Origin of the sequence: Mycolicibacter sinensis (assembly GCF_001667375.1) — a bacterium.
Classification (GTDB): domain Bacteria; phylum Actinomycetota; class Actinomycetes; order Mycobacteriales; family Mycobacteriaceae; genus Mycobacterium; species Mycobacterium sinense_A.
Genome location: NZ_LZIN01000071.1, coordinates 52,263 through 76,858, shown reverse-complemented (window position 1 = coordinate 76,858; position 24,596 = coordinate 52,263). Strand labels below are relative to the sequence as shown.

The window sequence follows — 24,596 nt, the reverse complement described above, 5'->3', positions numbered from 1 at the left end:
GATTTCCCGCGGTGGCGTGGCAGAGCGGCCTAATGCACTCGCCTTGAAAGCGAGAGACGGCTAAAACCGTCCGGGGGTTCAAATCCCTCCGCCACCGCAGTGTGATGAGTCGCGTCATAGGTGACAGATCGCCCCGGCTTTTGCCGGGGTTTTTCTGTTTGTTGGGGGCCTGCTCTTCAGGAGTTGCGGGGGAATAGCCACATGGCTGCCGGCAATCTGGGCCAGCGACTACCTACGGGACAACCCGCACCGTCTCGACGACTGCATGCGCGAATTGCAGATGTCCGCCACCCCCAAAGCGGTGCTCTGGGATCGCATCAAACGGCTGAGACAGTAGAGGACGACACGGGCCCGCTCAGCCCACCAGACCCGGCTCCGGTTCGCCGTTGCGCTTGCGCTGCAACAGCACCGCCGACCAACATCCGTCGATCGGAACCTGCTGCACCGCCTGAACGCCGTATTGGCGCAGCGCTGCCAGGAACCACTCCCAGCGCAGATCGCTCCCGGGCCGGCCCGGCTCGGGGTAGACGACCCAGGCCGTCCGGCCGGAGTTGGCCGCGCTGTAGGCCGCCCGTATCCAGGCCACGTCCACCCGGCGGGTCACGAACGCGATGACGACCTCGACGTCGTACGGGTTGGCGCGACTGATCGCCAGCAGCCGCAGCCCCGATTCGGGCGGCGCGTTGATCACTGCCACATTGCTGCCGCGGTCGATCTGCAGCATCTGCTCCAGCTGCGCCAGCCCGGGCGCGCTGGTGGTGTCGTCATAGAGGGCAGTCGTCATAGTGGGTCGCCCAGCCTTCCTCGCCTGGTTTGAAAAGCGTTCACTCAGACGACATTCAGCATGGGAGGCGGCGCGCACACTGTCCAATACGTAGAACCACGCGGAGCTATTGGTAAAACGAATACCTTCCCGACGGGCCCCGCCGCTCGGCCACGACGGCGTCGAGCGTTGCGGTGAATGCGCGCGCCGCCGCCGAGTGGTAAACGCCGGCCCGCTGCAGCAGTTGCGCGGTGCGGGTCGGCAGCGGCGGGTCGAGGGGGACCGGGTGCAGGTCGGGGCGTTCACTGGTCGTCGCATCCGGCAGCACGGTGGCAACGACGCCGCGGCTCACCAGCTCCAGCAATGCGCTGACCGAGTTCGCCTCGATCGCAATGTTCTGCGGCACTGAGGAGTTCGTGAAGTAGGAGTCGACGTGCCCTCGGGTGGCGAAGTCCGAACTGAGCAGACCGAGCGGCTCCTCGGCCAGCTCAGATACCGGCACCCGGTGAGTGCCCGTCCCGAGCGGATGACCCGCGCCCACCACCAGGCTCAGCGTTTCGGTGAACAGTGTCCGGAACTCGATGCCGGCGGCATGCGGACCCGCGAAGCCGATCCCGAGGTCGAGCCGATCGGCCAGCAGGTCGGCCTCGATCCGGTCCTGGTTGGTCTCCACCACCGTCACCCTGATGCCTGGGTAGGTCGCCCGGAATTGCTGTATCAGCGGACCGATCAGGTACGCGGTGAAGGTGGGCGTCACCGCGACGCGTAGGTGGCCGCGTGAGAGGTCACGAACATCGTGGACGGCTCGCTCGGCGGCCTCCAGGTCCCGCAGTGCCAGCCGGGCGTGGTGGACGTAGGCCGAACCGGCGTCGGTGAGCCGGACGGTGCGGCCGGACCGGTCGAACAGTTCCACCCCGAGGGTGTGCTCGAGTTGCTTGATCTGTTGGGACAGCGTCGGCTGGGAGACGTGCAGCGCTTCGGCGGCCCGGGTGAAATTCTGATGGTCGGCGACCGCCAGCAGGTACTTGATGTGCCGCAGCTCCATCGGTCGACTATAGAAACTATCCAGCGTGGGTGTGCTGCCATGCCGGTTCCGGTTCGGCGTCGCGTGCCGTGGCTAGGATGACGACATGCCCAGGCTGAGCACCTTCGCACGGCAAGGACTGACTTTCGAAGTCAGGGATACCGGGCCGCAGGACGGGACCCCGGTCGTGTTGCTGCACGGCTTCCCGCAGACCTCAGCCTCCTGGGCATCGGTGGCCGAATTGCTGAACAGTCAAGGGTTCCGGACCTTGGCACCGGATCAACGCGGTTATACGCCCGGAGCCGCGCCGTCACGGCGCCGCGACTACCGGCTGTCCGAATTGGTCGACGATGCCGCCGCCCTGATCGAAACCGCCGGCGCCGGTCCGGTGCACCTCGTCGGCCACGACTGGGGAGCCGCAGTTGCCTGGGGGCTGGCGGGTGAACGCCCCGACCTGGTCAGGACCCTGACCGCGGTGTCGGTTCCGCATCCGCTGGCCTTCATCTACTCGATGTTCAGCAGTGCCCAGGCCCTCAAATCCTGGTACATGCTCTTCTTCCAGCTGCCCTGGCTTCCGGAACTGTTGATGCGCAACCAGTCCGGCTTCTTCCAGCGCAGTCTCCGCAGCACGGGACAGACACCGGCGAACGCCGCCAGGGATATGGCCGGCCTCCATCGGCTCGGCAGTGCCAGAACGGCGGTGAACTGGTACCGGGCGATGCCCTTCACCCAGCCGTCTGTCCTGCGGCGCAAGGTCAGCGTGCCGACCCTGCAGGTGTGGAGTGACGGCGATACCGCCGTCGGCCGCAAGGGCCATGAATTGTCGCGACGATTCGTCAGCGGCCCTTGGGAATTGCGTACCCTCGAAGGGGTCAGCCACTGGATCCCCGACGAGGCGCCGGAAGGCCTGACGGACCTGCTGATAGAACACTTCAGAATGCACCCAACCGACGCGTGATGCCCGGCACCCTCTTCGCCGACGTTTTGACTCTGCGCCCACCAGGCTCCTCACTCGCACTTTTGTCTGGTGGGCGCAGAGTCAACACTGGGGTCGTTACGACCGCGGGATCTCAGCGGCGATCGTGTCCATCAGCGCGGTGTAGCGCTTGGCCTCCGGATCACGCCCGGGCTTGCCGCTGGAGATCAGCCCGGCGGCCAGCCCGCGCGCCGGGTCGGCCCAGATCGCGACGTTGACCAGGCCCAGGTGCCCGAACGCCGACGGCGCACCGCGCCCGAACGGGCCGAACCGCTCCGAGCCCAGCATGTAGCCGGTACCCCAGCGCAGCGGCACCAACCCGGTCGCCACATCCGGGCGCAGCCGCCGGCACTGCGCCGTCGCCGCGGCCATCGTCTCCGGCGAGACCACCCGCACGCCGTCGAGTTCGCCGCCGCGGCGCCAGATCTCGGCGAAACGCGACAGCTCGAACGCCGTCGAGACGGTGTTCGACGACGGGATGACGCTGGTCAGATACAGCGGGGTGTTGGTGAACGGGATGATCTCGTGCATGGTGCCGCCGATCGCCCGGCGAAACACCGCCGCCACCGGCCCGGGAAGCGGCTGGCCGGTCGCGTGGCTGGGCGCCACTAAAGAGACATCGTCTTGGGCCACACCGAAATTCGTCCACCGGAAACCCAGCGGGTCGAGAATCTCCGACGCCAAAATCTCCCGGATCTGCCGCCCGGTGGCCGCCGAGACGATCTCCCGCACCAGCGGGCCCCAGGTCAGCGCGTGGTACATGTGCGCCCACCCCGGCGGGTAGATTGCGCGCAGATTCGCCAGCTGCGCCCGGGTGTAGTCGCTGTCGTCGACCCGCGTCACATCCGGCCGCGGTCCGGTGGCGAACGGCACGCCGGCGCTGTGCGTGAGCACCTGCCGGATCGTGGTGCGGCCCTTGCCGTGCCGGCCGTAGCCGGGCAGGTAGTCGGCCACCCGGTCGTCGAGCGAGAAGCAGCCGCGCTCGACGAGCATGTGCACCACGGTGGAGGTGATCGCCTTGGCCGACGAGTACGCGCAGAACGGGGTATCGGTGGTCACGGCCACCTTCTCGGCGTCGGCGGGATCCGAGGGCGCGTTACCCCACCCGTGCCCGATCGCCCGGTTGAGCACGACGCGGCCGTTGTGACGCAGGCACAGCTGGATCGCCGGGTGCATGCCGGCCGCATACCAGTGCCGCGCCGCCTGCCAGATCCTCTCCACCGCAGCAGGATCCAGAGACCCAGCGTCTTCCTCGCCGACCGCGGTCACCGCATCCAGATCGGCGGGAAGCCGGATCCGCCCGTCGGGTGTCAAGATTTCGGGTATCTTCACCGTCGCTCCCTGCCCTCGCCGCGGCCGAAGTACAGTTCCTGGGTCGCCACACAGACCAGCTGTCCGGCCCGGTTGTACATCGTCGAGGTGGTCAGGCCGCGCCCGGCGATGCCGCTGGGCGAGAACTGGTCCGACAGCACCCAATCCGAGAGGTCGACGGGCCGCTGGAACCACAGCGCATGGTCGATCAGCGCATTGAACACGCTGGCCTGGGTGGCCCGGCGCATGCCCACCGCTGCCTCGACCATCTTGGTGCCGGACAGGTAGGTCAACAGGGCGCTGTGCATCGCGGGATCCGCCGGCACCTCCCCGGCAGGCTTCCACCACAACCGCAGTCGCGGCGACGGCTCGCCGCGGTCAACAGCCAGACGCGGATGCGGGTCGATGTAGCGCTGGTCGAACGGATGTGGCTGCACCCAGTAGCCGCCCAGCTCGTCGGCGTAGTCGGCCAACTGCTGCTGCACCGGCGCCAGCGAATCCGGTTCGGGCACATCGGGTATCGGCTGCTGATATTCGGGCGCGGCGACGGGCGCACTGAACGACGACAACACCTCCAGCAGGATCTCGCCGTCCTGACGGGCGGTGACCTGCCGCGTCGACAACGTGCCGCCGTCGCGGGCCACGTCCACCTGCAGATCGACCGGGCGGCGGGCGTCGCCGGCGCGCACGTAGTAGACGTGCAGGCTGTGCGGCACCCGGCCGGGGGCGGTGCGGCTGGCCGCCATCAGCGCCTGCCCGGCGATGTGGCCGCCGACGATGTGGTGCGCCGCGTTGTCGAGCTGGGTGGCCACAAAGTGCTCGTCGCCGACCCGGTCGACATCCAGGGTGGCGACGATGTCGGCCAGGGCCGGTTGCCGGTGCGACGTCACGCGTGCGCCCCCTGCTCCAGTAAATACACCCCGGCCCCGATCAGCACCACGCCGCCGGCCATCGCCGGGGTGAACGGGTCGGCGAACAGCAACCGGGCCAGCGCCGCGGTCAGCGCCACCCCGACCCCCGCCCAGACCCCGTAGGCCACGCCCACCGGCATACCCCGCTTCAACACCAGCGCCAGCAACACGAACGACACCAGATAGCCGATCCCCACCGGAATCGCCCACGGCCACCGGCTCAAGCCGTCGGAGGCCCGCAATGACAGTGTCCCGGCGACCTCGAACCCGATCGCCCCGAACAGCAGTAGCCAGGCCGTCATTCTCCGGTGAACTCGGGCTTGCGCTTGCCCATGATGGCGCCGATGCCCTCCATGAGGTCCTTGGACGCCAGAAACGCCGAGTTCCAGGCGGCGACGTAGCGCAGGCTGGCCGCCACCCGGTCGGTGCGCTGCTCGTCGAGCACGTCCTTGACGCCGGCCACGGTCAGCGGCGGGTTGGCGGCGATCTCGGCTGCGGTGGCGTGCGCGGCGGCCAGGCAGGCCTCGGCGTCGGCATAGACGTCGTTGACCAGGCCGATCTTCTCCGCCCGGGCGGCGTCGATGTCTTTACCGGTCAGCGCCAGCTCGCGCAGGTGCCCGTCGGACAGGATCAGCGGCAGCCGGGCCAGGCTGCCGACGTCGGCGACGATGGCCAGCTTCACCTCGCGCACGCTGAACTTGGCGTCGGCGGCGGCGTAGCGGATGTCGACCGCCGAGATCAGGTCCACCCCACCGCCGATGCACCAGCCCTGGATCGCCGCGATCGTCGGTGTGCGGCAGTCGGCGACCGCGGTGATCGCGCCCTGCATGCGTTGCAGTTCGCGGTGGAAGTCCGCCCGCGGCCGGGCCAGCGCCCCCTCGGCCAGCATCGGCGTCAGCGTCCCGCCCATCGCGGCCAGATCCAGCCCGTAGCTGAAGTTCTTGCCGGATCCGGTCAGCACGATCGCCCGCACGTCGCGGTCCTCGTCCAGCGTGGCGAACACCTCCGGCAGCTCCGACCAGAATGCCGGGCCCATCGCGTTGCCCTTGCCCGGCCCGATCAGCGTCACCTGGGCGACGTGGTCTTTGATCTCGACGGTGACGGCTTCATACGACTCGGTCATACCCAGACCGTAACCTGGGCGCATGCCTTCCGATCTGCGACCCGGTCCCGACGCGCCCCCCACCGATGAGCTGGCCGGCGCCGAGGCTGCCCTTGCGGTGCTGGCGCAGGTGCTGCACCACATCAGCAGCGACGAATTGTCCAACCAGACGCCGTGCTCGGAATTCGACGTCGCGCAGCTGACCGAGCACCTGCTGGGCTCCATCACAATGCTCGGGGGCGCCGCGGGCGCCCAGTTCCCGGACCGCGACGCCACGGAGTCGCCGGAACGGCAGGTCATCGCCGCGGCCCGGCCCGCCCTGGACGCCTGGCACGGCCGCGGCCTGGACGGCACCGTCACGATCGGCCCCAACGAGCTTCCGGCGGCGATGGTGGCGGGCATTCTGGCGGTCGAATTCCTGGTGCACGCCTGGGACTACGCGACGGCGACCGGCCGCACGGTGGAGGTGGCCGAGTCGCTGGCCGAGTACGTGTTGGGCCTGGCGCAGGCCATCATCACGCCGGAGGGCCGGGTCAGGGCGGGTTTCGACGAGCCCGTCGACGTCTCCGGCACTGCTCCGGCCCTGCAGCGGTTGATCGCATTCACCGGGCGGTCATAACCTCGCTACCTGCGCGTCAGTCCGGCTTCGCCCAGACCACCTACGGTGGGTGACACATGGACATTACCGGTTGGGTATGGGGGCTGACAGTCGTCGGCCTGGTCGGACTGGTCGTTGTCGACTACGTCTTTCACGCCCGCCGCCCGCACCTGCCGACGCTGAAGGAAGCCGCGATCTGGTCCAGCGGCTACGTCGGGATCGCGGTGCTGTTCGGGCTCGGCATGTTCGCCTTCGGCGGGGCCGATGCCGGTTCGGAATACTTCGCCGGCTACGTCACCGAGAAGGCGCTGTCGGTGGACAACCTGTTCGTGTTCCTGATCATCATGGCGAGCTTCCAGGTGCCTCGCGAGCACCAGCAGAAGGTGCTGCTGTTCGGGATCACCCTTGCCCTGGCCGCCCGGACCGGCTTCATCTTCGCCGGTGCCGCCCTGATCAACTCCTTCGCCTGGGTCTTCTACTTCTTCGGGCTGCTCCTGCTGCTGGCGGCGCACAACATGTTCAAATCTAGCGGCGGTGAACAGTCCCACCGAGCCCCCGAAGGCGTCATCCGGCTGGCGAAAAGGGTTGTCAAGAACCCGATGCTGCTGGTGCTGACCGCCATCGCCGGCACCGATGTGGTCTTCGCCCTCGACTCGATCCCGGCGATCTTCGGCCTCACCCAGAACACCTACATCGTGTTCACCGCGACGGCGTTCTCCCTGCTGGGCTTGCGGCAGCTCTACTTCCTGATCGATGGCCTGCTCGACCGGCTGGTGTACCTGTCCTATGGACTGTCGGCGATCCTGGGGTTCATCGGGGTGAAGCTGATCCTGCACGCGCTGCACGAAGACGGCATCGGCGTCATCGAGATCGGTACCGGGCCGTCGCTGCTGGTGATCGTCAGCGTGCTGGTGGTCACCGTGGTCGCCTCGCTGCGCAGCGGTTCCAAGGAGGCCGCCCAGAAGGAGCCCGAGCCGGTCCCGGTGGCTTAAGAGCGGTCGCCTTCGGTGCTCTCGAAGAACCGCCACTCGCCGTCGAGATCGACTTCCATCCGCCAGCCAAGTTCGGAGTTGTCGGCCTTGACGTCGACGAACCAGGCGTGGGCGTCTTCGGCACTGGCGATGTCTTTGGTGGCTACGACGTCGCCGTGGGGGTCCAGCACTCGATAGTTAGACATGCCTGGCAGGGTTCCCGCCCCCTGCCACGCTTAAGCGTGGGCGTTACACCCGCTCGAGGTAGAAGTAGAAGTACCGGCCGTTATCCAGCACTCCCTTGCCGTTCATGATGCCCAGCACGGTGTCGTCGTCGACGCGCTTGAAGTGGTCGTGGGTGGGCTGGCCGTCGTAGACCATGGTGGCCACCATCTCGCCGCGGAACTCCTCGACCCACAGGCTGGCCTCGCCCTTGCCGAGCTTGATGTTGGAGAACTTGTTGCCGTCCTCGTCGAGGCAGACCAGCGGCTGCACGTCGGTGGCCGAGCGGAACGTCTTGCCGAACCAGCGCGCCTTCTCCAGCAGGCCGTTCATCTTGTGGCCGGTGATGAACTCCCCGCCGCGCCATTCGCCGATCATGCCCTCGACGGTGGCCGGCGGCAGCGACGCCCAGAACTCATCGAGTTCGGCGTCGGGGATCTCCCCGGTGCGCCCTTTGAGCGCGGTGAACGCGGCGCGAGCCTGCTCGTCGCTCATCTGCCTACCTTTCCTTGCCCAACGTGAAGTTAGGTTCACACTCGCCGCCGAGCGTGAAGCTAACGTCACGTTGGGCGGGGGAGTAGAGGCTCAGCCGGCCTTCTTGACGGCCCGCTTGAGGCCGAACAGCAGCACGTTGGCCAGCACCGTGGCAACCCCGGGCAGCTGGTTGTCGGCGCTGATGGTGTAGCTGATCTCGGTGCCCGCCCCCGAGGGGCGCAGCACGACGTCGCCGACGTAGTTGCGGAACGGGATGCCCGACACGCCCCGGTAGCTCAGCCGCTGATCGGGCTCGAACGCGACGATCTCCTCCACCAGGGGCGCCATCCCCGGCATCGCCTTGATGCGGCGCTGGGCGCCGACGCCGTTGGGTTCGGGGGAGCCGGGCCGGGCCAGCGTGATCTGCAGGCCGGGCGCCCAGGCGGACATGCCCTCGTAGTCCGAGAGCACCGCCCACACCCGGGCCGCGGGCGCGGCGACGGTGGCGGTAGCGGTCGCGTGCATAGCGTTCCTCCTCAGTAAGCCTGAGCGAACCGTAACAGCGCGTCGTTCTCCTCCGGCGCGCCGATGGTCACCCGGACCCCGTCGCTGCCATACGGGCGCACCACGATCCGCGCGTCCGCAGCAGCGCTCACGAAGTCCGCGGTGCGCTCGGCCAGCGGCAGCCAGACGAAGTTGGCCTGCGAATCCGGCAGCTCGAAGCCGGCCTCCCGCAGCGCCGCGGAGACCCGGACCCGCTCGGCGACCACCGCGTCGGTGCGGGCCAGCAGTTCGTCGGCGGCGTCCATCGAGGCGATCCCGGCGACCTGCGCCACGGTGGACACCGTGAACGGCACGTAGACCTTGCCCAGGGCGGTGATGATCTCCGGATCGCCGACCGCATAGCCCAAGCGCAGCCCGGCCAGCCCGTAGGCTTTCGAAAAGGTCCGCAGTACAACGACGTTCGGGTACCGGCGGGCCAGCCCCAGGCTGTCCGGCACCATGCCGTCGCGAACGTACTCCACGTACGCCTCGTCGATGGCGATCAGGATGTGGGGCGGCACCGCGGCGACGAACCGGGTCAGCGCGTCGGGATCGACGACGGTGGAGGTCGGATTGTTGGGGTTGCAGACGAAGATCAGCCGGGTGCGCTCGGTGATGGCCGCGAGCATCGCGTCCAGGTCGTAGGTGTGCTCGCGCAACGGCACCTGCACCGGCACGGCGCCGGCGGTGCGCACCTGCAGCGGGTAGATCTCGAAGCTGCGCCAGCCGAACAGCACCTCGTCGCCCGCACCGGTGCTGATCTGGATGAGCTGTTGGCACAGGCTCACCGACCCGGCGCCCGCGGCGACGTGCTCCGGGGCGAATCCGACATGGTCGGCCAGCCGGGTCCGCAGCGCGGCGTAGCCGTTGTCCGGATAGCGGTTGGTTCCCGCCAGGGCGGCTTCGACGGCCTTGATGACGCTGGGCAGCGGCGGCAGCACCGTCTCGTTGCTGGCCAGCTTGATCGAGCCCGGCACCGTCTTGCCCTCGACGTAGGCCGGCAATGCGGCGATCTCCGGGCGCAGACGGGCGGTCACGGACCACAGCATAGGTGCGCCGGTAGCCTGGTTCGCCGCCGCATGAACCCGCGGTTTCGGAGCCGGGGCATCGATCCGGTACCCTCAACGAGTTCGAGGAGGCGTGCCAGAGCGGCCGAATGGGACTCACTGCTAATGAGTTGTCCTCTTTACGGGGGACCGGAGGTTCAAATCCTCTCGCCTCCGCCACGGCCGAGCCTGCTCGGCCGCGCAGTACAACTGAAGACAGGCGCCCGTAGCTCAACGGATAGAGCATCTGACTACGGATCAGAAGGTTGGGGGTTCGAATCCCTTCGGGCGCACTCAAAAATTCCCCACTGACTCTGCGCGTACCAGGCAAAAATACGAGTAACCCGCCTGGTGGAGGCAGAGTCAACCCGGCTCACCGCCGCGCGGAGGCGCCCGGAGAGAACCAGGCCTGCTTGGCCTTCCAGGACCGCGCCAGCCCGTAGGCGAAGATCGCCACCGACAAGCAGATGCAGGCCCAGATCGCCGGGCCGGCGTAGCTGCCCACCCCGATCGAGACGATCGCGATCACGCAGGCCACCACCGTCAACAACATCGACGCCGCATACAGGTAGACCGTCGTTTTGGCCCGCGGGTCGTGGCGCAGCGCCAGCATCAACCGGCCGACGTAGCCGCTCAGGTAGAGCACGATCCCACACGCGGCCACCTCGTAGGCGGTCAGCCACGCATCACCGGTCAGGCCGGCGAACATGTCGGGCTCGTGGCCCCGTTCGATCTTGACGAAGCTGGCCAGCAGCACCAAGACGCCCGCCCCCAACGGCAGCTGCAGGTGCCTGCGCATGAGCGGGCGTACCTGATCGGGATCGGCGAGCCGCACCAGCATGTGGTAGATGTTCGCGATCACCGCCACCATCAGACAAAGGCCGCCGATCAGATGCTGGACGTTCCACATGCCCAGCCATTGGTACAGCCACGGGCTCAGCTCGGCGCCGGCCCGCGGCGACAGCAACACCAACGAACAGCCCTCCATCGCGATGGCGAAGGTGGCGGCGGATTCCCAGCGCGACCACCAGGTGTCGCGGCGTACCCACAGGCTGTAGAGGATCACCCCAAGGGTGGCGGCGATGAATACCGAGGTCATTGTGCACCGATCGCCGTGCCGCCCCCCGACGTGAACCATGCGCTCTTGGCCACCCAGGACCGCGCCGACCCGTAGGCGAAGGTCCCCACCGACAGGCAGATGCACAGCCAGATCGCCGGACTGGCATCGTCGCCGTCCACCCACGCCGAGCCCATCACGATCAGACAGGCCGCGGCGGCGAAACTCATCGACACCAGGAACAGGTCGATGGTGGATTTGGCCCGCGGGTCCTCGCGCAGCATCAGCATCAGCCGGCTGACGTAGGCGCTGAGGTAGAGCACCACGGCGCAGCCCACCAATTCGTAGACGACGAGCCAGGAATCAGTGCGTGCGGCGGCGAACATGTCGATGCGGTACTCCTGGTCGGCGAGCAGGAAGGAGGGCACCATCAGTGCGATGCCCAGCCATATCGGGACCATCAGCTGGCGGCGCATGATCGAGCGCACCTGCTCGGGATCGGCGAGCCTAACTAGCATGTGATAGATGTTCGCCGTGACGGCCGCGATCAGACACAGATGGCCGAGCATCTGCTGCACGTTCCAGGCCCCCAGGCCGCGGTGCAAGATCGGGCCGATCGTGGTCGCGCCCCACGGCGACATCAACAGCAGCGCAACGCCTTCCAACGCCAATGCCAGCGAGGCGGCGGCCTCCCAGCGCGACCACCAGGTGTCGCGGCGAATCCAGGAGCTGTACGCGATCAGCACCAAGGTGGCGACGATGAGTCCCGACGTCATGGCGCCTCAAGAAAGCGCTTGGGGCGGGTTGGGCTCCTTGATCGATCGGCGGCCGGTGGTAAACCACGCCGCCTTCGCTTTCCACGAGCGGGCCGAGCCGTAGGCGAAGATCGTCACCGAGATGCACGCGCACAACCAGACCAGGGAGCTGACATCGGTTTTGGTCCAGGTGGTGCTCAATTGCGCCACCAGGGCCGCCAGCGCGAACGCCGACGAGGCGGTGTAGAGCTCGACGGTCTCCTTGGCGCGGGGATCCGACCGGACCAACAGCAGCAGCCGGGTCGCATAGCCGGATAGGAGGATCAGCAGCCCGCAGAGCAGCACCCAGTAGGCGCTCGCCCAGGCGCCGCCGCCGCCGCGTGTCGAGAAACCGTCCGGTCGGTAGCCCGCGTCGGCAGTGATGAACACCGCCGCCAGCGCCACCACACCGATCCCCACGGGCCACTCCACGTGTCTGCGGAACAGCGGCCGGATCCGGTTGAAGTCGGCCAGCCGCGGCAACACGTGATAGATGTTGGCCGCGATCGCGATGACGAAGCAGATGTGGCCGGCCAGCTGCTGCAGGTTCCACATCCGCGCGGCCCGGTACAGCCACGGCCCGAGCGTCTCAGCGGCCCAGGGTGACATCAGCACCAGTGCGCCGACTTCCAGCGCGATGGCCGAGCTGACCCCGATCTCCCAGCGTGACCACCACGTGTCGCGGCGCACCCATAGGGTGTAGAGCGCCACCAGCACGGTGGCGCCGATGAAGCCCGACGTCATGACGTCGACGGTACTTCTTTAAGGTCCGCTTAGACAGGCGGTTTGTCGAGATCCGCCTTCAGATCACCGAGCCGCAGCGGCCGCGACGACGAGTCCAGATATTCCGCAACGGCGTCGTGCTCGATCAAGCCGAACCGGACCTGCAGATCGACGGGGTTCAACCCGAAATATCTGGCAACCCGGATCAGGTTGTCGGCGCTGATCAGCCGGCCTTCGTGGGCCGCCTTGTAGTAGGCCGACTTGCGGTACCCGAATGCCTCGTAGACCTCGGTCGCTCCGAGCGGCCTCCCGACGAGGTAGGGCAACACTACGGTTGGGTCTTTGTGACGATCGTCCACAGCAATAAACCTTAGCTCGGCTTCGTAGACCGCACAACCGTACGGTCCCTACGATTGGTACGGAAAAGCGCCCGTGTTCCTAACAAGCGGCGAGGAGTTCCAGCATCGCTTGGCTGGCGATTCGGGCGCCCAACGGGATCGCCGCCAGGTCGACGACGTAGTCGGGGGAGTGCGGGGAGTAGGGGAACAGCTGCCCGCGAGCGGCGGCGTCGGAATAGACCTTTGGGTCTGCCACCCCGACCATCAGGTAGGCCAACGGTATGTCGCTGTGCGGGCCTTTGAGCAGGTGGCAGTCCTCCGACGCGGTGACCGCTGGCAGCTCGGTGATCACGTTCTGCTCCCCGAGCAGACCGCCCAGGGCGGCGGCCAGCCGGGCGGTCAGGGCCGTGTCGTTGACCAGTGGGGTGGAGCCGCCGGCCATGGTGATGACCGGCATCAGCTCGTCGGGCATCCCGACGCTGCGGGCGATGCCCTCGCTGATCGCCCGGATTCCGGTGAGCAGTTGTTCGCGCACGTGCGGGTTGTACCAGCGTAGGTTGGCCAACAGCCGGGCCCGGTCCGGGATGACGTTGTAGCTCGCGCCGGCCTGCACCGAGCCAACCGTGAGCACCGCACTCTCGTGCGGCGCGATAGTGCGGCTGATGATGCTCTGAAAACCCACGACGGCTTGGGCGGCCATCAGCACCGGGTCCTTGGCCAGTTGCGGCATCGACCCGTGCCCGCCGACGCCGTGGAAGACGATCTCGAGCTGGTCGGTGCCGGCCATCCGCTCACCGCCCACGGCGGCCACCATGCCCACCGGGACCGGCGCGGTGTGCATCGCGACGAATGAATCCGGCTGCGGCGCAACGTTGTACAGCCCGTCGTCGATCATCGCCTGGGCGCCGGAGATCAGCTCTTCGGCCGGCTGGCCGATCAGCACCGCGGTGCCCGACCAGGTGGTCTGCGCGAGTACCTTGGCCATCCCGAGCATCCAGGTGACGTGGGCGTCGTGGCCGCACACGTGCGCCACCGGCGACTGGCTGCCGTCGTCGCCCGCGACCCGCACCGTGCTCGCGTAGTCCAGGCCGGTTGCCTCCCGCACGGCCAGTGCGTCCATGTCGGCCCGGTACATCACCACCGGGCCCTGGCCGCGCTCCAGGATCGCCACCACCCCGGTGCCGGCGATCCCCGTCGTCACGGTGAACCCGAGATTGGTGAGGGCCTGCGCGACGATCCGCGCGGTGCGCACCTCGGCGAAGCCCAGCTCGGGGTTGCGGTGCAGATCCTTGAACACCTCGATCAGCCGGGGCGTGTCGTCGGCGACGATCGCCTCGACTTCATCGAGGTGTCCAGTCATCGCTCAGCCCTCCGTCAACGTCCGCGCGCGCTGGAACAGCCACACCGCCGCGTCGTGCAATTGGTCGCCGACTTCCTTCTGTGCCTTGCCCGCCGACGCGCGGGCCAGCGTTCCCTCGATCACGATGCCCAGTTTGAAACAGGCCAACACCGTGTACCAGCCGATGTGGGTCAGGTCGCGGGAGCTGCCCTTGGCGTAGCGCTCCAGCAGCTCGCCGGGCGAGGCCAGTCCGTCCATGCCGGTCAGGGTGTGGCTGAACACGCTGGAACCGTCGTCTTGGCGCCAGGTAGCCAATAGCCAGCCCAGGTCCAGCAGCGGATCGCCGATCGTCGACATCTCCCAGTCCAGGATCGCCGCCAGCTGCGGCCCGGTGCGGGAGAACATCACGTTGGCCACGTGGTAGTCGCCGTGCAGGATGCCCGGCTGCCACGATGCCGGCACGTTGCGCTGCAGCCACGCGGCGACTTCGTCGATGCCGGGCAGGTCGGGGCCCGGATAGTTCTCGAACTGGCGGTAGGAATCCAACTCCGAAAGCCAGCGCGGCACTTGGCGTTCCAGGAATCCGTCCGGCTTGCCGTAGTCGGCCAGCCCCACCGCCACATGGTCGACGGCGCCGAGGCGGGCCAGCGCGTCGGCCATCGACAGGCCCATCTGGTAGCGGATCGCCGGGTCGCCGGCGTGCAGCGCGGGCAGTTCCTCCCCTGCGTTGAAGCCCTCGACCGGCTCCATGAGGTAGAACACCGCGTCACCGAGCACCGCCGGGTCGTCGCAGACCGCGATCAGCCGCGGGTGCGGCACGTCGGTGTCGGCCAGCGCGGCCAGCACCCGGGTCTCGCGCAGCATCACCGCGTTGCTGCGGGGACGCAGGTGCAGCGGGCCGCGGCGCAGCACATAGCTGCGACCGGCCCGGGTGAACCGCAGCATGATGTTCTGGGTGCCGCCGGACAGTTCGGTGACGTCTTCGAGCGGGCCCTCACCGAGGCGCCGGTCGGACATCCATTGCGCTACCGGTTCGATGTCCATCGCGGGTCAGTCTTTGGCGCGCACCAGCTGAGAGATGGTCTGCACCCGGATCGAGTCGTCGCCGAACACGAAGGTGTCCACGCCGTCGGTCTGGAAACCCGGCGAGTCGAGCATCCACTCGATCAGCAGGACGTCGCCGTGGTGGGTCCGCGTCTTGATGTCGAACACCGCGGAGGCCAGCGCGTCGGACAGCTGGCTGAACGCGGCCCGAATTCCGGCCAGGCCCTGTGCCACCCCGGCGGGGGTGATCAGCACCGAATCGTCGTCGTAGTCGGTGAGCAACTCGTCGACGTTGCGGGCGACCAGCGCGTGAAGGTGGTGGTCGAAGATCTCCTGCGGTGTGCGTGCCATGAGCCGACCATATCGGGACTAGCGACATACTGGAGCGTGATGACACAGCCTCGGGGATCTGTCGAACGTGTCGTGATGGCGCGTGCTGACGGCAAGCCGATCACGGTGCTGGTGGTCGACGATGAGACGGTGCTGGCCGAGATGGTGTCGATGGCGCTGCGCTACGAGGGCTGGACCACCGCGACCGCAGGCGACGGCGCCTCGGCGATCGCTGCCGCGAAAGCCGAACGCCCCGATGTGGTGGTGCTCGACGTGATGCTGCCCGACATGAGCGGGCTGGACGTGCTGGGCAAGCTGCGCGAGATCAACCCGCGGCTGCCGGTGTTGTTCCTGACCGCCAAGGACGCGCTGGAGGACCGCATCGCCGGGCTGACCGCCGGCGGCGACGACTACGTCACCAAACCCTTCAGCATCGAGGAGGTGGTGTTGCGGCTGCGGGCGCTGCTGCGCCGCACCGGGGTGAGCACCGCCGACAGCGGAGCCCAGATCGTGGTGGGCGACCTGGTTCTCGACGAGGACTCCCACGAGGTCACCCGCGGCGGTGACCCGATCGCGCTGACCTCGACCGAGTTCGAGCTGCTGCGCTACCTGATGCACAACGCCAAACGAGTGCTGTCCAAGGCGCAGATCCTGGACCGGGTGTGGGACTACGACTTCGGCGGCCGGGCCAACATCGTCGAGCTCTACATCTCCTACCTGCGCAAGAAGATCGACAACGGCCGCGAGCCGATGATCCACACCTTGCGCGGCGCCGGTTATGTGCTCAAGCCGACTCCGTAACGTGCGCCGTTCCTGGTCGCTGCGGGCGCGGTTGCTGGCCGGTCAGATCGCGCTGCTGACGGTGGCCTGCCTGGGCATCGGGGCGGTGACGGAGTTGGCGCTCTACCAGTACCTGGTCAGCCAACTCGACCACCAGCTCTCCGATGCCGCGCGCCGGTCGGCGCGGCTGCACGGCCAGCCGCCACCGCCGTCCTGGCATCGCCACCATCGGCCCCGGCCCGGGCCCGGGCCGGACTTCCTCGACGCCCCCGGTCAGCCGGTCGGCATGGTCGGTGCGGTGGTCGACGGGCTCGACGGCTCGGGCCCGATCACCGACGCCGGCCGGCTGAGCACCGCCGGCTTGCGCGAGGATTTGAGCCCCTCGGCCACAACGCAATTGGCCGGTATCGCCGCCGAACCCGCGCCGGTCACCCGGCGGCTCGACGGGGTCGGGCGCTACCGCTTGGTCGCGACGAGCGCCCGCCACGGTGAGGAGATCATCATCACCGGGCTGCCGCTGGCAGCGGTGGACGCCACCTTGATGCGGGTGCTGCTCATCTTCGGGCTGGTCACTCTGGTCGCGGTGGCCGCCGCGGCCACGGCCGGCAGTGTGGTCACCCGGCGGGCGCTGGCTCCGCTGCGCCGCGTCGCGCAGACCGCCGGCGAGGTCGCCGGGCTGCCGCTGGATCGCGGGGAGGCGACGTTGCCGGTGCGGATCGCCGAATCCGACACCAACCCCCGCACCGAGATCGGACAAGTGGGCGCCGCGGTCAACCGGATGCTCGACCACATCGCCGCCGCGCTGTCGACCCGGCAGGCCAGTGAGACCCGGGTGCGTCAGTTCGTCGCCGACGCCAGCCATGAGCTGCGCACCCCGCTGACCGCGATCCGCGGCTACACCGAACTGGCCCAACGGGTTCCGGACGACAGTGCAGCCGTATCCCACGCTTTGAGCCGGGTGCAGTCCGAAACCGAGCGGATGACACAGCTGGTCGAGGACCTGCTGTTGCTGGCCCGGCTGGATTCCGGCCGGCCGCTGGAGCACGAGACGGTGGACCTGTCGCGGCTGGCGGTCGACGCGGTCAGCGACGCCCACGTCGGCGGCCCGGACCACCAGTGGCAGCTTGAGCTGCCCGAGGAACCGGTGACGGTGCCCGGCGACGGCGCCCGACTGCACCAGGTGCTGACCAACCTGCTCACCAACGCCCGGGTGCACACCGGCCCGGGAACCGTGGTGCGGGTCCGGTTGGAGGTCGAGGACGCCGAGGCGGTGCTGACGGTGACCGACGACGGCCCGGGCATTCCGGCGGAGTTCCAGCCGGAGATCTTCGAACGGTTCGCCCGCGGGGACACCTCCCGGTCCCGCAAGGGCGGCAGCACCGGCCTGGGGCTGGCGATCGCGTCGGCGGTGGTCCGGGCCCATACCGGCACCATCGGGGTGACCAGCACCCCCGGCCACACCGAGTTCATGGTGCGCCTGCCCCGGTAGCCACTCGCACCCTCGCGCGGGTTTGCCTTCCCCCGGGTAAGGGGTAGGCGACAGGGATGAATCCCGAAATGCCCCCGGAACCGGGAACACCGAAAGAACCACCCCACCGGCGGGTTCCCGCGGATCCACCGGAACGACTGGTACCGGCGGACCCGCCCGAACGACTGGCGCCCGAAGAAACGCCGGAGCGGCTGGTGCCCGAAGACCCCCCGAAGGAGTGAGGTCCCATGCGTGCGGAAGAAGGCGACGAATCCATTCAGGATTACGCGCGCGAGGCGCAGGAGACGCAGGACCGAGTCAAGCCCCCGTCGGTCTGGACGCGGTTGCGCGAAGCGCTGGGCTTGAAGCGCAGCCACTGACGACGCCAACTCCCACCGCCCCGGTGCAATGCGTGGCAATCTGGTCGACATGGAGCGTCGGCGGGTCAGCGCGGCGGTCGAGGCCGCCCACCACGAACACCTGAAAACGCTGTCCTTCGAAGACACAACGGATTTCGAGGACGCCGACCGCGGTTTCCTCGCCGCGCTGGCGCCGTGTGTGATCACCGCCGCCGACGGCCGCGTGGTGTGGGATAACGACAGCTACGGCTTCCTCGCCGGTGGCGCCCCGACTTCGGTGCATCCCGCCTTGTGGCGGCAATCCCAGTTGGCGGCCAAGCAGGGTCTCTACGAAGTGGTCGAAGGTATCTACCAGGTTCGTGGCTTCGACATCTCCAACATAACCTTCGTCGAGGGCGACTCCGGCGTGATCGTCATCGATCCGCTGATCTCCACCGAGGTCGCCGCCGCCGCGCTGGCGCTGTACCGCGAGCACCGCGGCGGCCAGCGCCCCGTCACCGCCGTTATTTATACCCACAGCCACGTCGACCATTTCGGCGGTGTGCTGGGGGTGACTTCGCAGGCCGAGGTCGACGCCGGCCGGGTGGTGGTCATCGCCCCGGAGGGCTTCATCGACCACGTGGTGGCCGAGAACGTCTACGCCGGCACCGCGATGCTGCGGCGCGCCAGTTACATGTACGGCACCACGCTGGAGCGCGGCCCGTACGGGCAGGTCGGCTGCGGCCTGGGCCAGAACACCTCGACCGGCGAGGTGGGCGTCATCGTTCCGACCGTGACCATCTCCCAGACCGGTGAGAGCCGCGTCGTCGACGGGGTGCAGATCGAATTCCAGATGGCGCCGGGCTCCGAGGCGCCGGCCGAGATGCATTTCTACTTCCCGCAGTTCCGCGCGCTGTGCATGGCCGAGAACGCCACCCACACCCAGCACAACCTACTGACGCTGCGCGGCGCGCTGGTGCGCGACCCGCGTGCCTGGGCGGGGTACCTCACCGAGGCCATCGACACCTTCGCCGGTCGAGCCGACGTCGTCTTCGCCTCACACCACTGGCCGACCTGGGGTACCGAGCGAATCGCGGAATACCTGGCGTTGCAACGGGATCTGTATGCCTACCTGCACGATCAAACCCTGCGGCTGCTGAACCAGGGTTACACCGGCGTCGAGATCGCCGAGCAGTTCCGGCTGCCCCCCGCATTGGAACGCGCCTGGCACGCCCGCGGCTACTACGGCTCGGTGAGCCATAACGTCAAGGCCGTCTACCAGCGTTACCTGGGCTGGTTCGACGGCAACCCGGCCCGGCTCTGGCCGCACCCACCGGAGGCGTTGGCCACCCGCTACACCGCGGCCATGGGCGGGGTGGACCGCGTCGTCGAGCTGGCAACCGAAGCGTTTTGCGACGGCGATTTCCGTTGGGCGGCAACACTACTCGATCACGCCGTGTTCACCGATCCCGATCACGCCGGGGCACGCCGGGTCTACGCGGATACTCTTGAACAACTGGCTTACGGCTCGGAGAACGCCACCTGGCGCAACTTCTTCCTCTCTGGGGCCACCGAATTGCGCACCGGGGTGTTCGGCACCGCCGGTCAGGTCACCTCGATGACGCTGCTGTCACAGCTGAGTCCCGAGCAGCTCTTCGACAGCCTGGCCATCCGGGTCGACGGGCCACGCGCCTGGGACCTCCAAGTGGCCCTCGACGTTTCGTTCGCCGACAGCGGCCTCAGCTACCGGCTCAGCGTGCGCAACGGCGTGCTGGTCCACCGTAAGGCGCTGCCGGATCCAGCCAGCGCGGACGCCACCGTCACCGCGGCCACCAAGCTGGCGCTGCTCGGGGCACTGCTGGGTAGCGGGACACTGGAGATCTCCGGTGATCGGTCGGCGTGGACGAAACTGCGGGAGGTGCTCGACACCGCCGACCCGGGTTTCAACATCGTCACCCCCTGACCCGGGGGCGAATACGCCCCTTAGGGTGGCAGCGTGCAGATGCTGCTTATCCGCCACGCGCTGCCGCTGCGCAGCGAGTACGGCCAGGGCTCGGACCCCGAGCTGTCCGAGACCGGCCACCAGCAGGCCCTGCGCCTGCCCGACGCGCTGGCGCGGTACCCGATCACCCGGCTGGTCAGCAGCCCGCAGCGTCGGGCCGTGCAGACCGCCGAACCGCTGGCCGCCCAGCGCAAGCTGGCCATCGACATCGACGAGCGGTTCGCCGAATACGACCGGAACCTGGCCGGCTACCTGCCGATCGAGCAGCTGCGCACCGAGCGGCCGCAGGACTGGGCCCGGATGGCCCAGGGCCACCTGCCCGCCGACGTCGACGAGGCCGCGTTCTGCGCGCGGGTGGCCGCTGCCCTGGCCGACGTGGTGGCCGCCGCCGACGCCGACGACACCGTGGCGGTGTTCAGCCATGGCGGGGTGATCAATGTGGTGCTGCACCAGATCCTGGGCACTCAGCGGCTGCTGTCGTTTCCCATCGACTACGTGTCGATCACGCGGTTGCTCTATTCCCGATCCGGGCAGGCCGCGGTGGCCTCCACCAATGGTACCGAGCACGTTTGGGATCTGTTGCCGCGCAACCAACCCCGAGTGCCCGGCAATGACGCCGCCGACGCGGCTGGCTAACGCCGAGCCGTCCTCTTGGCGGCGCGCCGCAGCTGGAAGATCCGCGCGGTGCCGGCCAACGCGGTGATCAACCCGCCGCCGACCGCCGCCAGCAGGATCGCCACGCCCTTCGGCAGTGACCACGTCCAGGCCAAAAAGCTCAGCGTTTCGGTCTCCGTGTTCTGCGTGATGAACACCAGCAGCACGATCAACACCAGAAAACCGACGATCAGGGCGCTCCACAACGCGCCGGTGCGGGTCAACGGCATCCGGCCCGCGGGCGGCGGTGCACCGGATTCGCCATGCGACGGGTCGACGGGCACGGTGGGGTCGCTGCTCATGGGTGCCATCTTGCCCGTTCGGGTGCGGTTATAAACGGGTTCCGGTCAGATTGCGCGCCGGGCAGGAGGCTGCGGATCGCCGGGCGGTCGCTTACGGTAGTGCGGTGAGCGCAGCCCCGTCCGGCTCGTGGCCGGCGATCCTGACCTGGCGCGCGCCCGACGTCCCGCGGATGGAGTCGGTGCGGGTGCAGTTGTCGGGCAACCGGCTCAAGGCTAACGGCCGGATCGTGGCGGCGGCCACCGACACCCACCCGGCGTTCAGCGCCTACTACGACCTGCAGACCGACGAGTCCGGGGCCACCAAACGATTGGGGCTGACCGTCACGGTGGCCGAACGTGACCGCCAGCTGGTGATCGCCCGCGACGAAGAGAACATGTGGCTGATCACCGACGCCCGCGGCCAGTCGCGTGCCGGCTTCGACGGGGCATTGGACGTCGACGTGGTGTTCAGCCCGTTCTTCAATACGCTGCCGATCCGGCGGGCCCGACTACACGAGCGGACGGCCGCGGTCACCCTTCCGACGGTCTACCTGTGGCTGCCGGAGATGTCGGTGGTCGCGGCGGCCACCAGCTACCGCAGCACCGACGCCGGCATCACGGTCCTGACCCCGGGCACCGATCCCGACGGCACCACCATCACCGTCGACGGCGACGGGTTCGTCATCGACTATCCCGGATTGGCAGCGCGGATCTGATCACCCCGCCGGCCCGGCCGGCGGCGGCCAGCTCGCGGCGCCAGTCGTTCTCGCCGACGACGACGGTGACGATCTCGTGGCGCGGGAAGTTGTCGTAGCGCGTGCGGGCGGCGTGCCCGTGATTGACCAGCTCGGCCACCGAATCGGCGGCCGCCAGCGAATCCCGGGCGTCGGCCAGCAGCGCGATGGCGCGCTCGAGCACCGGCAGCAGTTGCAGCCAGTTGGCCTCGCACATCGCCCGGACCAGATCCGGTGCCGTCCCGGCGACCCGGGTGCCGTCCCGGAACGATCCGGCGGCCAGCGCGAACGCCAGCGGCACGTCCGCGGCGGTGACGGCCAGCGCCTCGGCCAGCAGGTGCGGCAGGTGCGAAATCGCGGCCGCGGCGGCGTCGTGATCCGCGGAGCGGGCCGGCACCGCCACCGAGCCGCAGTCCAGGATCAGGTCCAGCACCTCGGCGAACACCGTCGGGTCCACGTGGTCGTCGACGCTGATCACCCACGGTGCTCCCTCGAACAGGTCTGCGTGCCCGGCGGGCCAGCCCGAGTGCGAGGTGCCGGCCATCGGGTGGCCGCCGACGAAGCGGGCCTGCAGTCCGGCGGCGGCGACGCTGTCGAGCACCGGCTGCTTGACGCTGGTGACGTCGGTCAGCGGGTTGTAGGGTGCCAGCCGGCGGACGTGGTTGAGCAGTATCGACAGCGCCGGCACCGGGACGGCCAGCACGATCAGCGCACCGGTGTCGGCGGCCCGGGTCAGCGCCGCCTCCAGGTCAGTGGTGGCGTCGAAGCCGTCGGCGACTGCGGCCTTCATCCCGTCCGCGGAGCGGTTGTAGCCGAACGCCTCCCGCCCGGCCGCCGCGGCGGCCCGCAGCACCGAACCGCCGATCAAGCCGAGTCCCAATACGCATACCGGAGTTTTCCCTGCACTCGCCACCACCCCTCCAGGTTGGCACACGCTGGTCAAGGGCGTAAACGGCGACTACCGTAGGCGGCCATGGGAGCACAAGGCGCGTCCGCACAGGGCCGGCCGGCGGACACGCTGGACGGCTTCGGGGTGGCTGTTGTGCGCGAAGACGGCAAGTGGCGCTGCACGTCGATGCGTGCCGCGGCCTTGACCAGTCTGTCGATGGCCGAGACGGAACTGCGTGAGTTGCGCAGCGCCGGCGCGGTTTTCGGTCTGCTCAACGTCGACGACGAATTCTTCGTGATCGTCCGCCCGGGGCCGGCCGGCACCCGGCTGCTGCTGTCGGATGCGACGGCCGCGCTGGACTACGACATCGCCGACGAGGTCCTCGAAGAGTTGGACGCCGACATCGACGCCGAGGACTTGGAGGACTCCGAGCCGTTCGAAGAGGGCGATCTGGGCCTGCTCTCCGATATCGGGCTGCCCGCCGCGGTGCTCGGGGTCATCCTCGACGAGTCCGACCTGGCCGTCGACGACCAACTGCACCGGATCGCCGCCGAGATGGGGTTCGACGAGCAGCTCTCGGCGGCCCTGCCGCGACGCCATCGGTGACCCCCACCGACGAGGACCTGATCCGCGCGGCACTGGCGGCGGCCCGGCAGGCCGGGCCCCGCGACGTGCCGGTGGGAGCGGTGGTACTCGGCCCCGACGGCACCGTGCTGGCCCGGGCCGCCAACGCCCGCGAATCCCTCGGTGACCCGACCGCGCACGCCGAGATGCTGGCGATCCGCGAGGCCACGCTCGCGCTCGGCGACGGCTGGCGGCTGACCGGCGCCACCCTGGCCGTCACCCTCGAGCCGTGCACCATGTGCGCGGGGGCGCTGGTGGCCGCCCGGGTGGCGCGGCTGGTGTTTGGGGCCTTCGAGCCCAAGACCGGGGCGGTCGGCTCGCTGTGGGACGTGGTGCGCGACCGCCGGCTCAACCACCGCCCGCAGGTGCGCGGCGGCGTGCTGGCGCAAGAGTGTGCTGCACCACTGGAGGAGTTCTTCGCCCGGCAGCGATTGGGCTGAGGGCACCGTCGTTGGGTAGGCTGTCCCGCGGTGGCGTGTCCGAGCGGCCTAAGGAGCACGCCTCGAAAGCGTGTGACGGGTAACCCCCGTCCGAGGGTTCAAATCCCTCCGCCACCGCCATAGCAAACCCGCGCCGAGCGTGCGTGTTTGTACGCCGACTCCCTGGGAGCGGCGTACAAACGCGCACGTTGGCCGCACAGCATTCACCGCGGCCGATCCACCGCGTAGGTCCCCGCGTTGTCGGTGAACTCCACCAGCACCTGACGTCGGGCGCCGTCGACGGTGACCGCGCAGGTGAACGTGCCGCCCTTGCGGACGGTCGGGTTGACCCCGTTGTTGCAGCGCACGTCGCCCACCTGCTCGCGCCCGTAGCCGTTGATCGGATCGGTGAGCACCCCGCGCACCCCGTCTTGGGCGTGGCCGACGTCGAGTTGCACCGTCCCGGAACCGCCGACCACGCCGCGCAGCACCAGCGTCAGCAGCAGCGCCAGCGCGAGCAGCCCGGTGACGCCCGCGCCGATCAGCACGACCCGCTGTGACGGACGTTGCGGGCCAGCAGGTTTCGGGGGAGGAGGGGCCGGCCGCGGCGGTTGCTGCGGGGCCGGCGGCCGGCGGAACTCCAGATACCACGGTTGCTCGGGACGCTGCGCGGGCCCGCGCAGCGGCTGCGCCGGCCGGTGGGGCGGCTGCGCCGGCCGGTGGGGCGGCTGTGCAGGCCGATAGGGCGGCTGCGCAGGCCCGCGCGGCGGCTGCGAAGGCCGCGGGATCGGCCTGGTCCGCCGCTCCGGCGGTTCGGGCGGTTCGGGCGGTTCGTCGCGAC

30 protein-coding genes, 4 tRNA genes and 1 pseudogene are annotated in these 24,596 nt (G+C 68.9%); 15 read left to right on the top strand and 20 right to left on the bottom strand.

The genetic code is table 11. From position 1 onward, the window contains the following. Positions 1-10 precede the first annotated feature (10 nt). A tRNA-Ser gene (locus tag A5771_RS13890) sits at positions 11-97 on the top strand. Between the two features lie 258 nt (positions 98-355). Here A5771_RS13890 and A5771_RS13885 read toward each other — a convergent pair. Both A5771_RS13885 and cynR read right to left on the bottom strand, forming a co-directional pair. Then, a complete protein-coding gene (locus A5771_RS13885) occupies positions 356-784 on the bottom strand; it encodes a hypothetical protein (RefSeq protein WP_064855793.1) in 429 nt (142 codons plus the stop codon). A gap of 106 nt (positions 785-890) precedes the next feature. Continuing rightward, the gene (cynR, locus tag A5771_RS13880; protein ID WP_064855792.1) at positions 891-1,808 is read right to left on the bottom strand and encodes a transcriptional regulator CynR; all 918 of its coding nucleotides are present in this window, start codon (positions 1,806-1,808) and stop codon (positions 891-893) included. Positions 1,809-1,893: 85 nt separating this feature from the next. On the opposite strand from cynR, the gene A5771_RS13875 reads away from it, so the two are divergent. After that, the gene (locus tag A5771_RS13875) at positions 1,894-2,745 is read left to right on the top strand and encodes an alpha/beta fold hydrolase (protein WP_064855791.1); all 852 of its coding nucleotides are present in this window, start codon (positions 1,894-1,896) and stop codon (positions 2,743-2,745) included. 96 nt (positions 2,746-2,841) lie between these two features. On the opposite strand, the gene lipE is transcribed toward A5771_RS13875, so the two are convergent. Genes lipE through A5771_RS13855 form a run of 4 tightly spaced genes read right to left on the bottom strand, consistent with a single transcriptional unit; the run spans position 2,842 to position 6,108 of the window. Then, complete coding sequence (lipE, locus tag A5771_RS13870; RefSeq protein WP_064855813.1) at positions 2,842-4,077, bottom strand: lipase LipE; 1,236 nt, start codon at positions 4,075-4,077, stop codon at positions 2,842-2,844. Positions 4,078-4,091: 14 nt separating this feature from the next. Beyond that, positions 4,092-4,964, bottom strand: a complete 873-nt coding sequence (locus tag A5771_RS13865) for an acyl-CoA thioesterase (protein WP_064855790.1) — start codon at positions 4,962-4,964, stop codon at positions 4,092-4,094. After that, positions 4,961-5,287 (bottom strand): DMT family transporter, encoded by a 327-nt coding sequence (locus A5771_RS13860; RefSeq protein ID WP_064855789.1) that lies wholly within the window; start codon positions 5,285-5,287, stop codon positions 4,961-4,963. Before A5771_RS13860 ends, A5771_RS13865 begins: the two co-directional genes overlap by 4 nt. Further along, positions 5,284-6,108, bottom strand: a complete 825-nt coding sequence (locus tag A5771_RS13855; protein WP_064855788.1) for a crotonase/enoyl-CoA hydratase family protein — start codon at positions 6,106-6,108, stop codon at positions 5,284-5,286. The genes A5771_RS13860 and A5771_RS13855 overlap by 4 nt, the downstream gene beginning before the upstream one ends. A gap of 22 nt (positions 6,109-6,130) precedes the next feature. Here A5771_RS13855 and A5771_RS13850 point away from each other — a divergent pair, with 22 nt between their 5' ends. Together A5771_RS13850 and A5771_RS13845 are read left to right on the top strand one after the other, a co-directional pair. Further along, positions 6,131-6,706 carry a TIGR03086 family metal-binding protein gene (locus A5771_RS13850; protein ID WP_064855787.1) on the top strand — a complete coding sequence of 192 codons (576 nt, stop codon included), beginning with the start codon at positions 6,131-6,133 and terminating at the stop codon, positions 6,704-6,706. Between the two features lie 56 nt (positions 6,707-6,762). Then, positions 6,763-7,626, top strand: a pseudogene (locus tag A5771_RS13845) (TerC family protein); the annotation flags it as partial. Between the two features lie 47 nt (positions 7,627-7,673). Here the strand turns inward: A5771_RS13845 and A5771_RS13840 are convergent. From A5771_RS13840 to hisC, 4 genes are all read right to left on the bottom strand, one after another. Further along, positions 7,674-7,862, bottom strand: coding sequence for a hypothetical protein (locus A5771_RS13840; RefSeq protein WP_064855785.1), 189 nt, complete (start codon positions 7,860-7,862; stop codon positions 7,674-7,676). A gap of 43 nt (positions 7,863-7,905) precedes the next feature. Beyond that, positions 7,906-8,373 carry a DUF4334 domain-containing protein gene (locus tag A5771_RS13835; RefSeq protein WP_064855784.1) on the bottom strand — a complete coding sequence of 156 codons (468 nt, stop codon included), beginning with the start codon at positions 8,371-8,373 and terminating at the stop codon, positions 7,906-7,908. A 90-nt stretch (positions 8,374-8,463) separates the two neighbouring features. Next, complete coding sequence (locus A5771_RS13830; RefSeq protein WP_064855783.1) at positions 8,464-8,877, bottom strand: SRPBCC family protein; 414 nt, start codon at positions 8,875-8,877, stop codon at positions 8,464-8,466. An 11-nt stretch (positions 8,878-8,888) separates the two neighbouring features. Next, on the bottom strand, positions 8,889-9,932 hold the full coding sequence (hisC, locus tag A5771_RS13825; RefSeq protein ID WP_064855812.1) for a histidinol-phosphate transaminase: 1,044 nt from the start codon (positions 9,930-9,932) through the stop codon (positions 8,889-8,891). Between the two features lie 97 nt (positions 9,933-10,029). Here hisC and A5771_RS13820 point away from each other — a divergent pair. Further along, positions 10,030-10,121, top strand: a tRNA-Ser gene (locus tag A5771_RS13820). A gap of 40 nt (positions 10,122-10,161) precedes the next feature. Further along, positions 10,162-10,234: transfer RNA gene (locus A5771_RS13815), tRNA-Arg, on the top strand. An 80-nt stretch (positions 10,235-10,314) separates the two neighbouring features. On the opposite strand, the gene A5771_RS13810 is transcribed toward A5771_RS13815, so the two are convergent. The 7 genes from A5771_RS13810 to A5771_RS13780 form a co-directional block, all read right to left on the bottom strand. Further along, complete coding sequence (locus A5771_RS13810; RefSeq protein ID WP_064855782.1) at positions 10,315-11,040, bottom strand: hypothetical protein; 726 nt, start codon at positions 11,038-11,040, stop codon at positions 10,315-10,317. Then, the gene (locus tag A5771_RS13805) at positions 11,037-11,774 is read right to left on the bottom strand and encodes a hypothetical protein (RefSeq protein ID WP_064855781.1); all 738 of its coding nucleotides are present in this window, start codon (positions 11,772-11,774) and stop codon (positions 11,037-11,039) included. The genes A5771_RS13810 and A5771_RS13805 overlap by 4 nt, the downstream gene beginning before the upstream one ends. Before the next feature lie 6 nt (positions 11,775-11,780). After that, complete coding sequence (locus A5771_RS13800) at positions 11,781-12,536, bottom strand: hypothetical protein (RefSeq protein WP_064855780.1); 756 nt, start codon at positions 12,534-12,536, stop codon at positions 11,781-11,783. A 29-nt stretch (positions 12,537-12,565) separates the two neighbouring features. Beyond that, the gene (locus A5771_RS13795; protein WP_064855779.1) at positions 12,566-12,874 is read right to left on the bottom strand and encodes a hypothetical protein; all 309 of its coding nucleotides are present in this window, start codon (positions 12,872-12,874) and stop codon (positions 12,566-12,568) included. Positions 12,875-12,953: 79 nt separating this feature from the next. After that, a complete protein-coding gene (locus tag A5771_RS13790) occupies positions 12,954-14,213 on the bottom strand; it encodes an amidohydrolase (protein ID WP_064855778.1) in 1,260 nt (419 codons plus the stop codon). A gap of 3 nt (positions 14,214-14,216) precedes the next feature. After that, positions 14,217-15,236: a phosphotransferase family protein gene (locus A5771_RS13785; protein WP_064855777.1), complete on the bottom strand. Its 1,020-nt coding sequence runs from the start codon at positions 15,234-15,236 to the stop codon at positions 14,217-14,219. A 6-nt stretch (positions 15,237-15,242) separates the two neighbouring features. Beyond that, entirely contained in the window at positions 15,243-15,587 is a 345-nt protein-coding gene (locus A5771_RS13780; protein ID WP_064855776.1) for a nuclear transport factor 2 family protein, read from the bottom strand. Between the two features lie 75 nt (positions 15,588-15,662). Between A5771_RS13780 and A5771_RS13775 the strand changes: the two genes are divergently transcribed. The 5 genes from A5771_RS13775 to A5771_RS13760 all read left to right on the top strand — a co-directional run bounded on the left by A5771_RS13775 (position 15,663) and on the right by A5771_RS13760 (position 20,790). Beyond that, the gene (locus A5771_RS13775) at positions 15,663-16,367 is read left to right on the top strand and encodes a response regulator transcription factor (protein ID WP_064855775.1); all 705 of its coding nucleotides are present in this window, start codon (positions 15,663-15,665) and stop codon (positions 16,365-16,367) included. Next, a complete protein-coding gene (locus A5771_RS13770) occupies positions 16,345-17,835 on the top strand; it encodes a sensor histidine kinase (RefSeq protein ID WP_064855774.1) in 1,491 nt (496 codons plus the stop codon). Before A5771_RS13775 ends, A5771_RS13770 begins: the two co-directional genes overlap by 23 nt. Positions 17,836-18,062: 227 nt before the next feature. After that, on the top strand, positions 18,063-18,194 hold the full coding sequence (locus tag A5771_RS24335; protein WP_267887469.1) for a hypothetical protein: 132 nt from the start codon (positions 18,063-18,065) through the stop codon (positions 18,192-18,194). A gap of 49 nt (positions 18,195-18,243) precedes the next feature. After that, a complete protein-coding gene (locus tag A5771_RS13765; RefSeq protein ID WP_064855811.1) occupies positions 18,244-20,115 on the top strand; it encodes an alkyl/aryl-sulfatase in 1,872 nt (623 codons plus the stop codon). 33 nt (positions 20,116-20,148) lie between these two features. Beyond that, on the top strand, positions 20,149-20,790 hold the full coding sequence (locus A5771_RS13760) for a histidine phosphatase family protein (protein WP_064855773.1): 642 nt from the start codon (positions 20,149-20,151) through the stop codon (positions 20,788-20,790). On the opposite strand, the gene A5771_RS13755 is transcribed toward A5771_RS13760, so the two are convergent. After that, positions 20,787-21,110: a LapA family protein gene (locus A5771_RS13755; RefSeq protein WP_064855772.1), complete on the bottom strand. Its 324-nt coding sequence runs from the start codon at positions 21,108-21,110 to the stop codon at positions 20,787-20,789. The genes A5771_RS13760 and A5771_RS13755 overlap by 4 nt on opposite strands. A gap of 104 nt (positions 21,111-21,214) precedes the next feature. Between A5771_RS13755 and A5771_RS13750 the strand changes: the two genes are divergently transcribed. After that, complete coding sequence (locus A5771_RS13750) at positions 21,215-21,805, top strand: putative glycolipid-binding domain-containing protein (protein WP_064855771.1); 591 nt, start codon at positions 21,215-21,217, stop codon at positions 21,803-21,805. Here A5771_RS13750 and A5771_RS13745 read toward each other — a convergent pair. Then, positions 21,771-22,739, bottom strand: coding sequence for a prephenate dehydrogenase (locus A5771_RS13745; RefSeq protein WP_064855770.1), 969 nt, complete (start codon positions 22,737-22,739; stop codon positions 21,771-21,773). The two genes, A5771_RS13750 and A5771_RS13745, sit on opposite strands and share 35 nt — an antisense overlap. A 57-nt stretch (positions 22,740-22,796) precedes the next feature. On the opposite strand from A5771_RS13745, the gene A5771_RS13740 reads away from it, so the two are divergent. From A5771_RS13740 to A5771_RS13730, 3 genes are all read left to right on the top strand, one after another. Further along, positions 22,797-23,318 (top strand): tRNA adenosine deaminase-associated protein, encoded by a 522-nt coding sequence (locus A5771_RS13740; RefSeq protein WP_064855769.1) that lies wholly within the window; start codon positions 22,797-22,799, stop codon positions 23,316-23,318. Continuing rightward, entirely contained in the window at positions 23,315-23,776 is a 462-nt protein-coding gene (locus tag A5771_RS13735; protein WP_064855768.1) for a nucleoside deaminase, read from the top strand. Before A5771_RS13740 ends, A5771_RS13735 begins: the two co-directional genes overlap by 4 nt. A gap of 29 nt (positions 23,777-23,805) precedes the next feature. Then, a tRNA-Ser gene (locus A5771_RS13730) sits at positions 23,806-23,896 on the top strand. Positions 23,897-23,979: 83 nt separating this feature from the next. Here the strand turns inward: A5771_RS13730 and A5771_RS24020 are convergent. Then, the gene (locus A5771_RS24020) at positions 23,980-24,303 is read right to left on the bottom strand and encodes a DUF4333 domain-containing protein (protein WP_064855767.1); all 324 of its coding nucleotides are present in this window, start codon (positions 24,301-24,303) and stop codon (positions 23,980-23,982) included. Positions 24,304-24,596 lie beyond the last annotated feature (293 nt).

What these genes read in the sequence shown, in the direction of transcription:
- A5771_RS13800 (WP_064855780.1), bottom strand. Translation starts at nt 12,536, where the DNA reads ATGACGTCGGGCTTCATCGGCGCCACCGTGCTGGTGGCGCTCTACACC.
- A5771_RS13770 (WP_064855774.1), top strand. Translation starts at nt 16,345, where the DNA reads ATGTGCTCAAGCCGACTCCGTAACGTGCGCCGTTCCTGGTCGCTGCGG.
- A5771_RS13765 (WP_064855811.1), top strand. Translation starts at nt 18,244, where the DNA reads ATGGAGCGTCGGCGGGTCAGCGCGGCGGTCGAGGCCGCCCACCACGAA.
- A5771_RS13855 (WP_064855788.1), bottom strand. Translation starts at nt 6,108, where the DNA reads ATGACCGAGTCGTATGAAGCCGTCACCGTCGAGATCAAAGACCACGTC.
- A5771_RS13755 (WP_064855772.1), bottom strand. Translation starts at nt 21,110, where the DNA reads ATGAGCAGCGACCCCACCGTGCCCGTCGACCCGTCGCATGGCGAATCC.
- A5771_RS13835 (WP_064855784.1), bottom strand. Translation starts at nt 8,373, where the DNA reads ATGAGCGACGAGCAGGCTCGCGCCGCGTTCACCGCGCTCAAAGGGCGC.
- A5771_RS13740 (WP_064855769.1), top strand. Translation starts at nt 22,797, where the DNA reads ATGGGAGCACAAGGCGCGTCCGCACAGGGCCGGCCGGCGGACACGCTG.
- A5771_RS13810 (WP_064855782.1), bottom strand. Translation starts at nt 11,040, where the DNA reads ATGACCTCGGTATTCATCGCCGCCACCCTTGGGGTGATCCTCTACAGC.
- A5771_RS13875 (WP_064855791.1), top strand. Translation starts at nt 1,894, where the DNA reads ATGCCCAGGCTGAGCACCTTCGCACGGCAAGGACTGACTTTCGAAGTC.
- A5771_RS13785 (WP_064855777.1), bottom strand. Translation starts at nt 15,236, where the DNA reads ATGGACATCGAACCGGTAGCGCAATGGATGTCCGACCGGCGCCTCGGT.
- A5771_RS24335 (WP_267887469.1), top strand. Translation starts at nt 18,063, where the DNA reads ATGCGTGCGGAAGAAGGCGACGAATCCATTCAGGATTACGCGCGCGAG.
- A5771_RS13840 (WP_064855785.1), bottom strand. Translation starts at nt 7,862, where the DNA reads ATGTCTAACTATCGAGTGCTGGACCCCCACGGCGACGTCGTAGCCACC.
- A5771_RS13805 (WP_064855781.1), bottom strand. Translation starts at nt 11,774, where the DNA reads ATGACGTCGGGACTCATCGTCGCCACCTTGGTGCTGATCGCGTACAGC.
- A5771_RS13830 (WP_064855783.1), bottom strand. Translation starts at nt 8,877, where the DNA reads ATGCACGCGACCGCTACCGCCACCGTCGCCGCGCCCGCGGCCCGGGTG.
- A5771_RS13850 (WP_064855787.1), top strand. Translation starts at nt 6,131, where the DNA reads ATGCCTTCCGATCTGCGACCCGGTCCCGACGCGCCCCCCACCGATGAG.
- A5771_RS13860 (WP_064855789.1), bottom strand. Translation starts at nt 5,287, where the DNA reads ATGACGGCCTGGCTACTGCTGTTCGGGGCGATCGGGTTCGAGGTCGCC.
- cynR (WP_064855792.1), bottom strand. Translation starts at nt 1,808, where the DNA reads ATGGAGCTGCGGCACATCAAGTACCTGCTGGCGGTCGCCGACCATCAG.
- A5771_RS13885 (WP_064855793.1), bottom strand. Translation starts at nt 784, where the DNA reads ATGACGACTGCCCTCTATGACGACACCACCAGCGCGCCCGGGCTGGCG.
- A5771_RS13780 (WP_064855776.1), bottom strand. Translation starts at nt 15,587, where the DNA reads ATGGCACGCACACCGCAGGAGATCTTCGACCACCACCTTCACGCGCTG.
- A5771_RS13790 (WP_064855778.1), bottom strand. Translation starts at nt 14,213, where the DNA reads ATGACTGGACACCTCGATGAAGTCGAGGCGATCGTCGCCGACGACACG.
- A5771_RS13775 (WP_064855775.1), top strand. Translation starts at nt 15,663, where the DNA reads ATGGCGCGTGCTGACGGCAAGCCGATCACGGTGCTGGTGGTCGACGAT.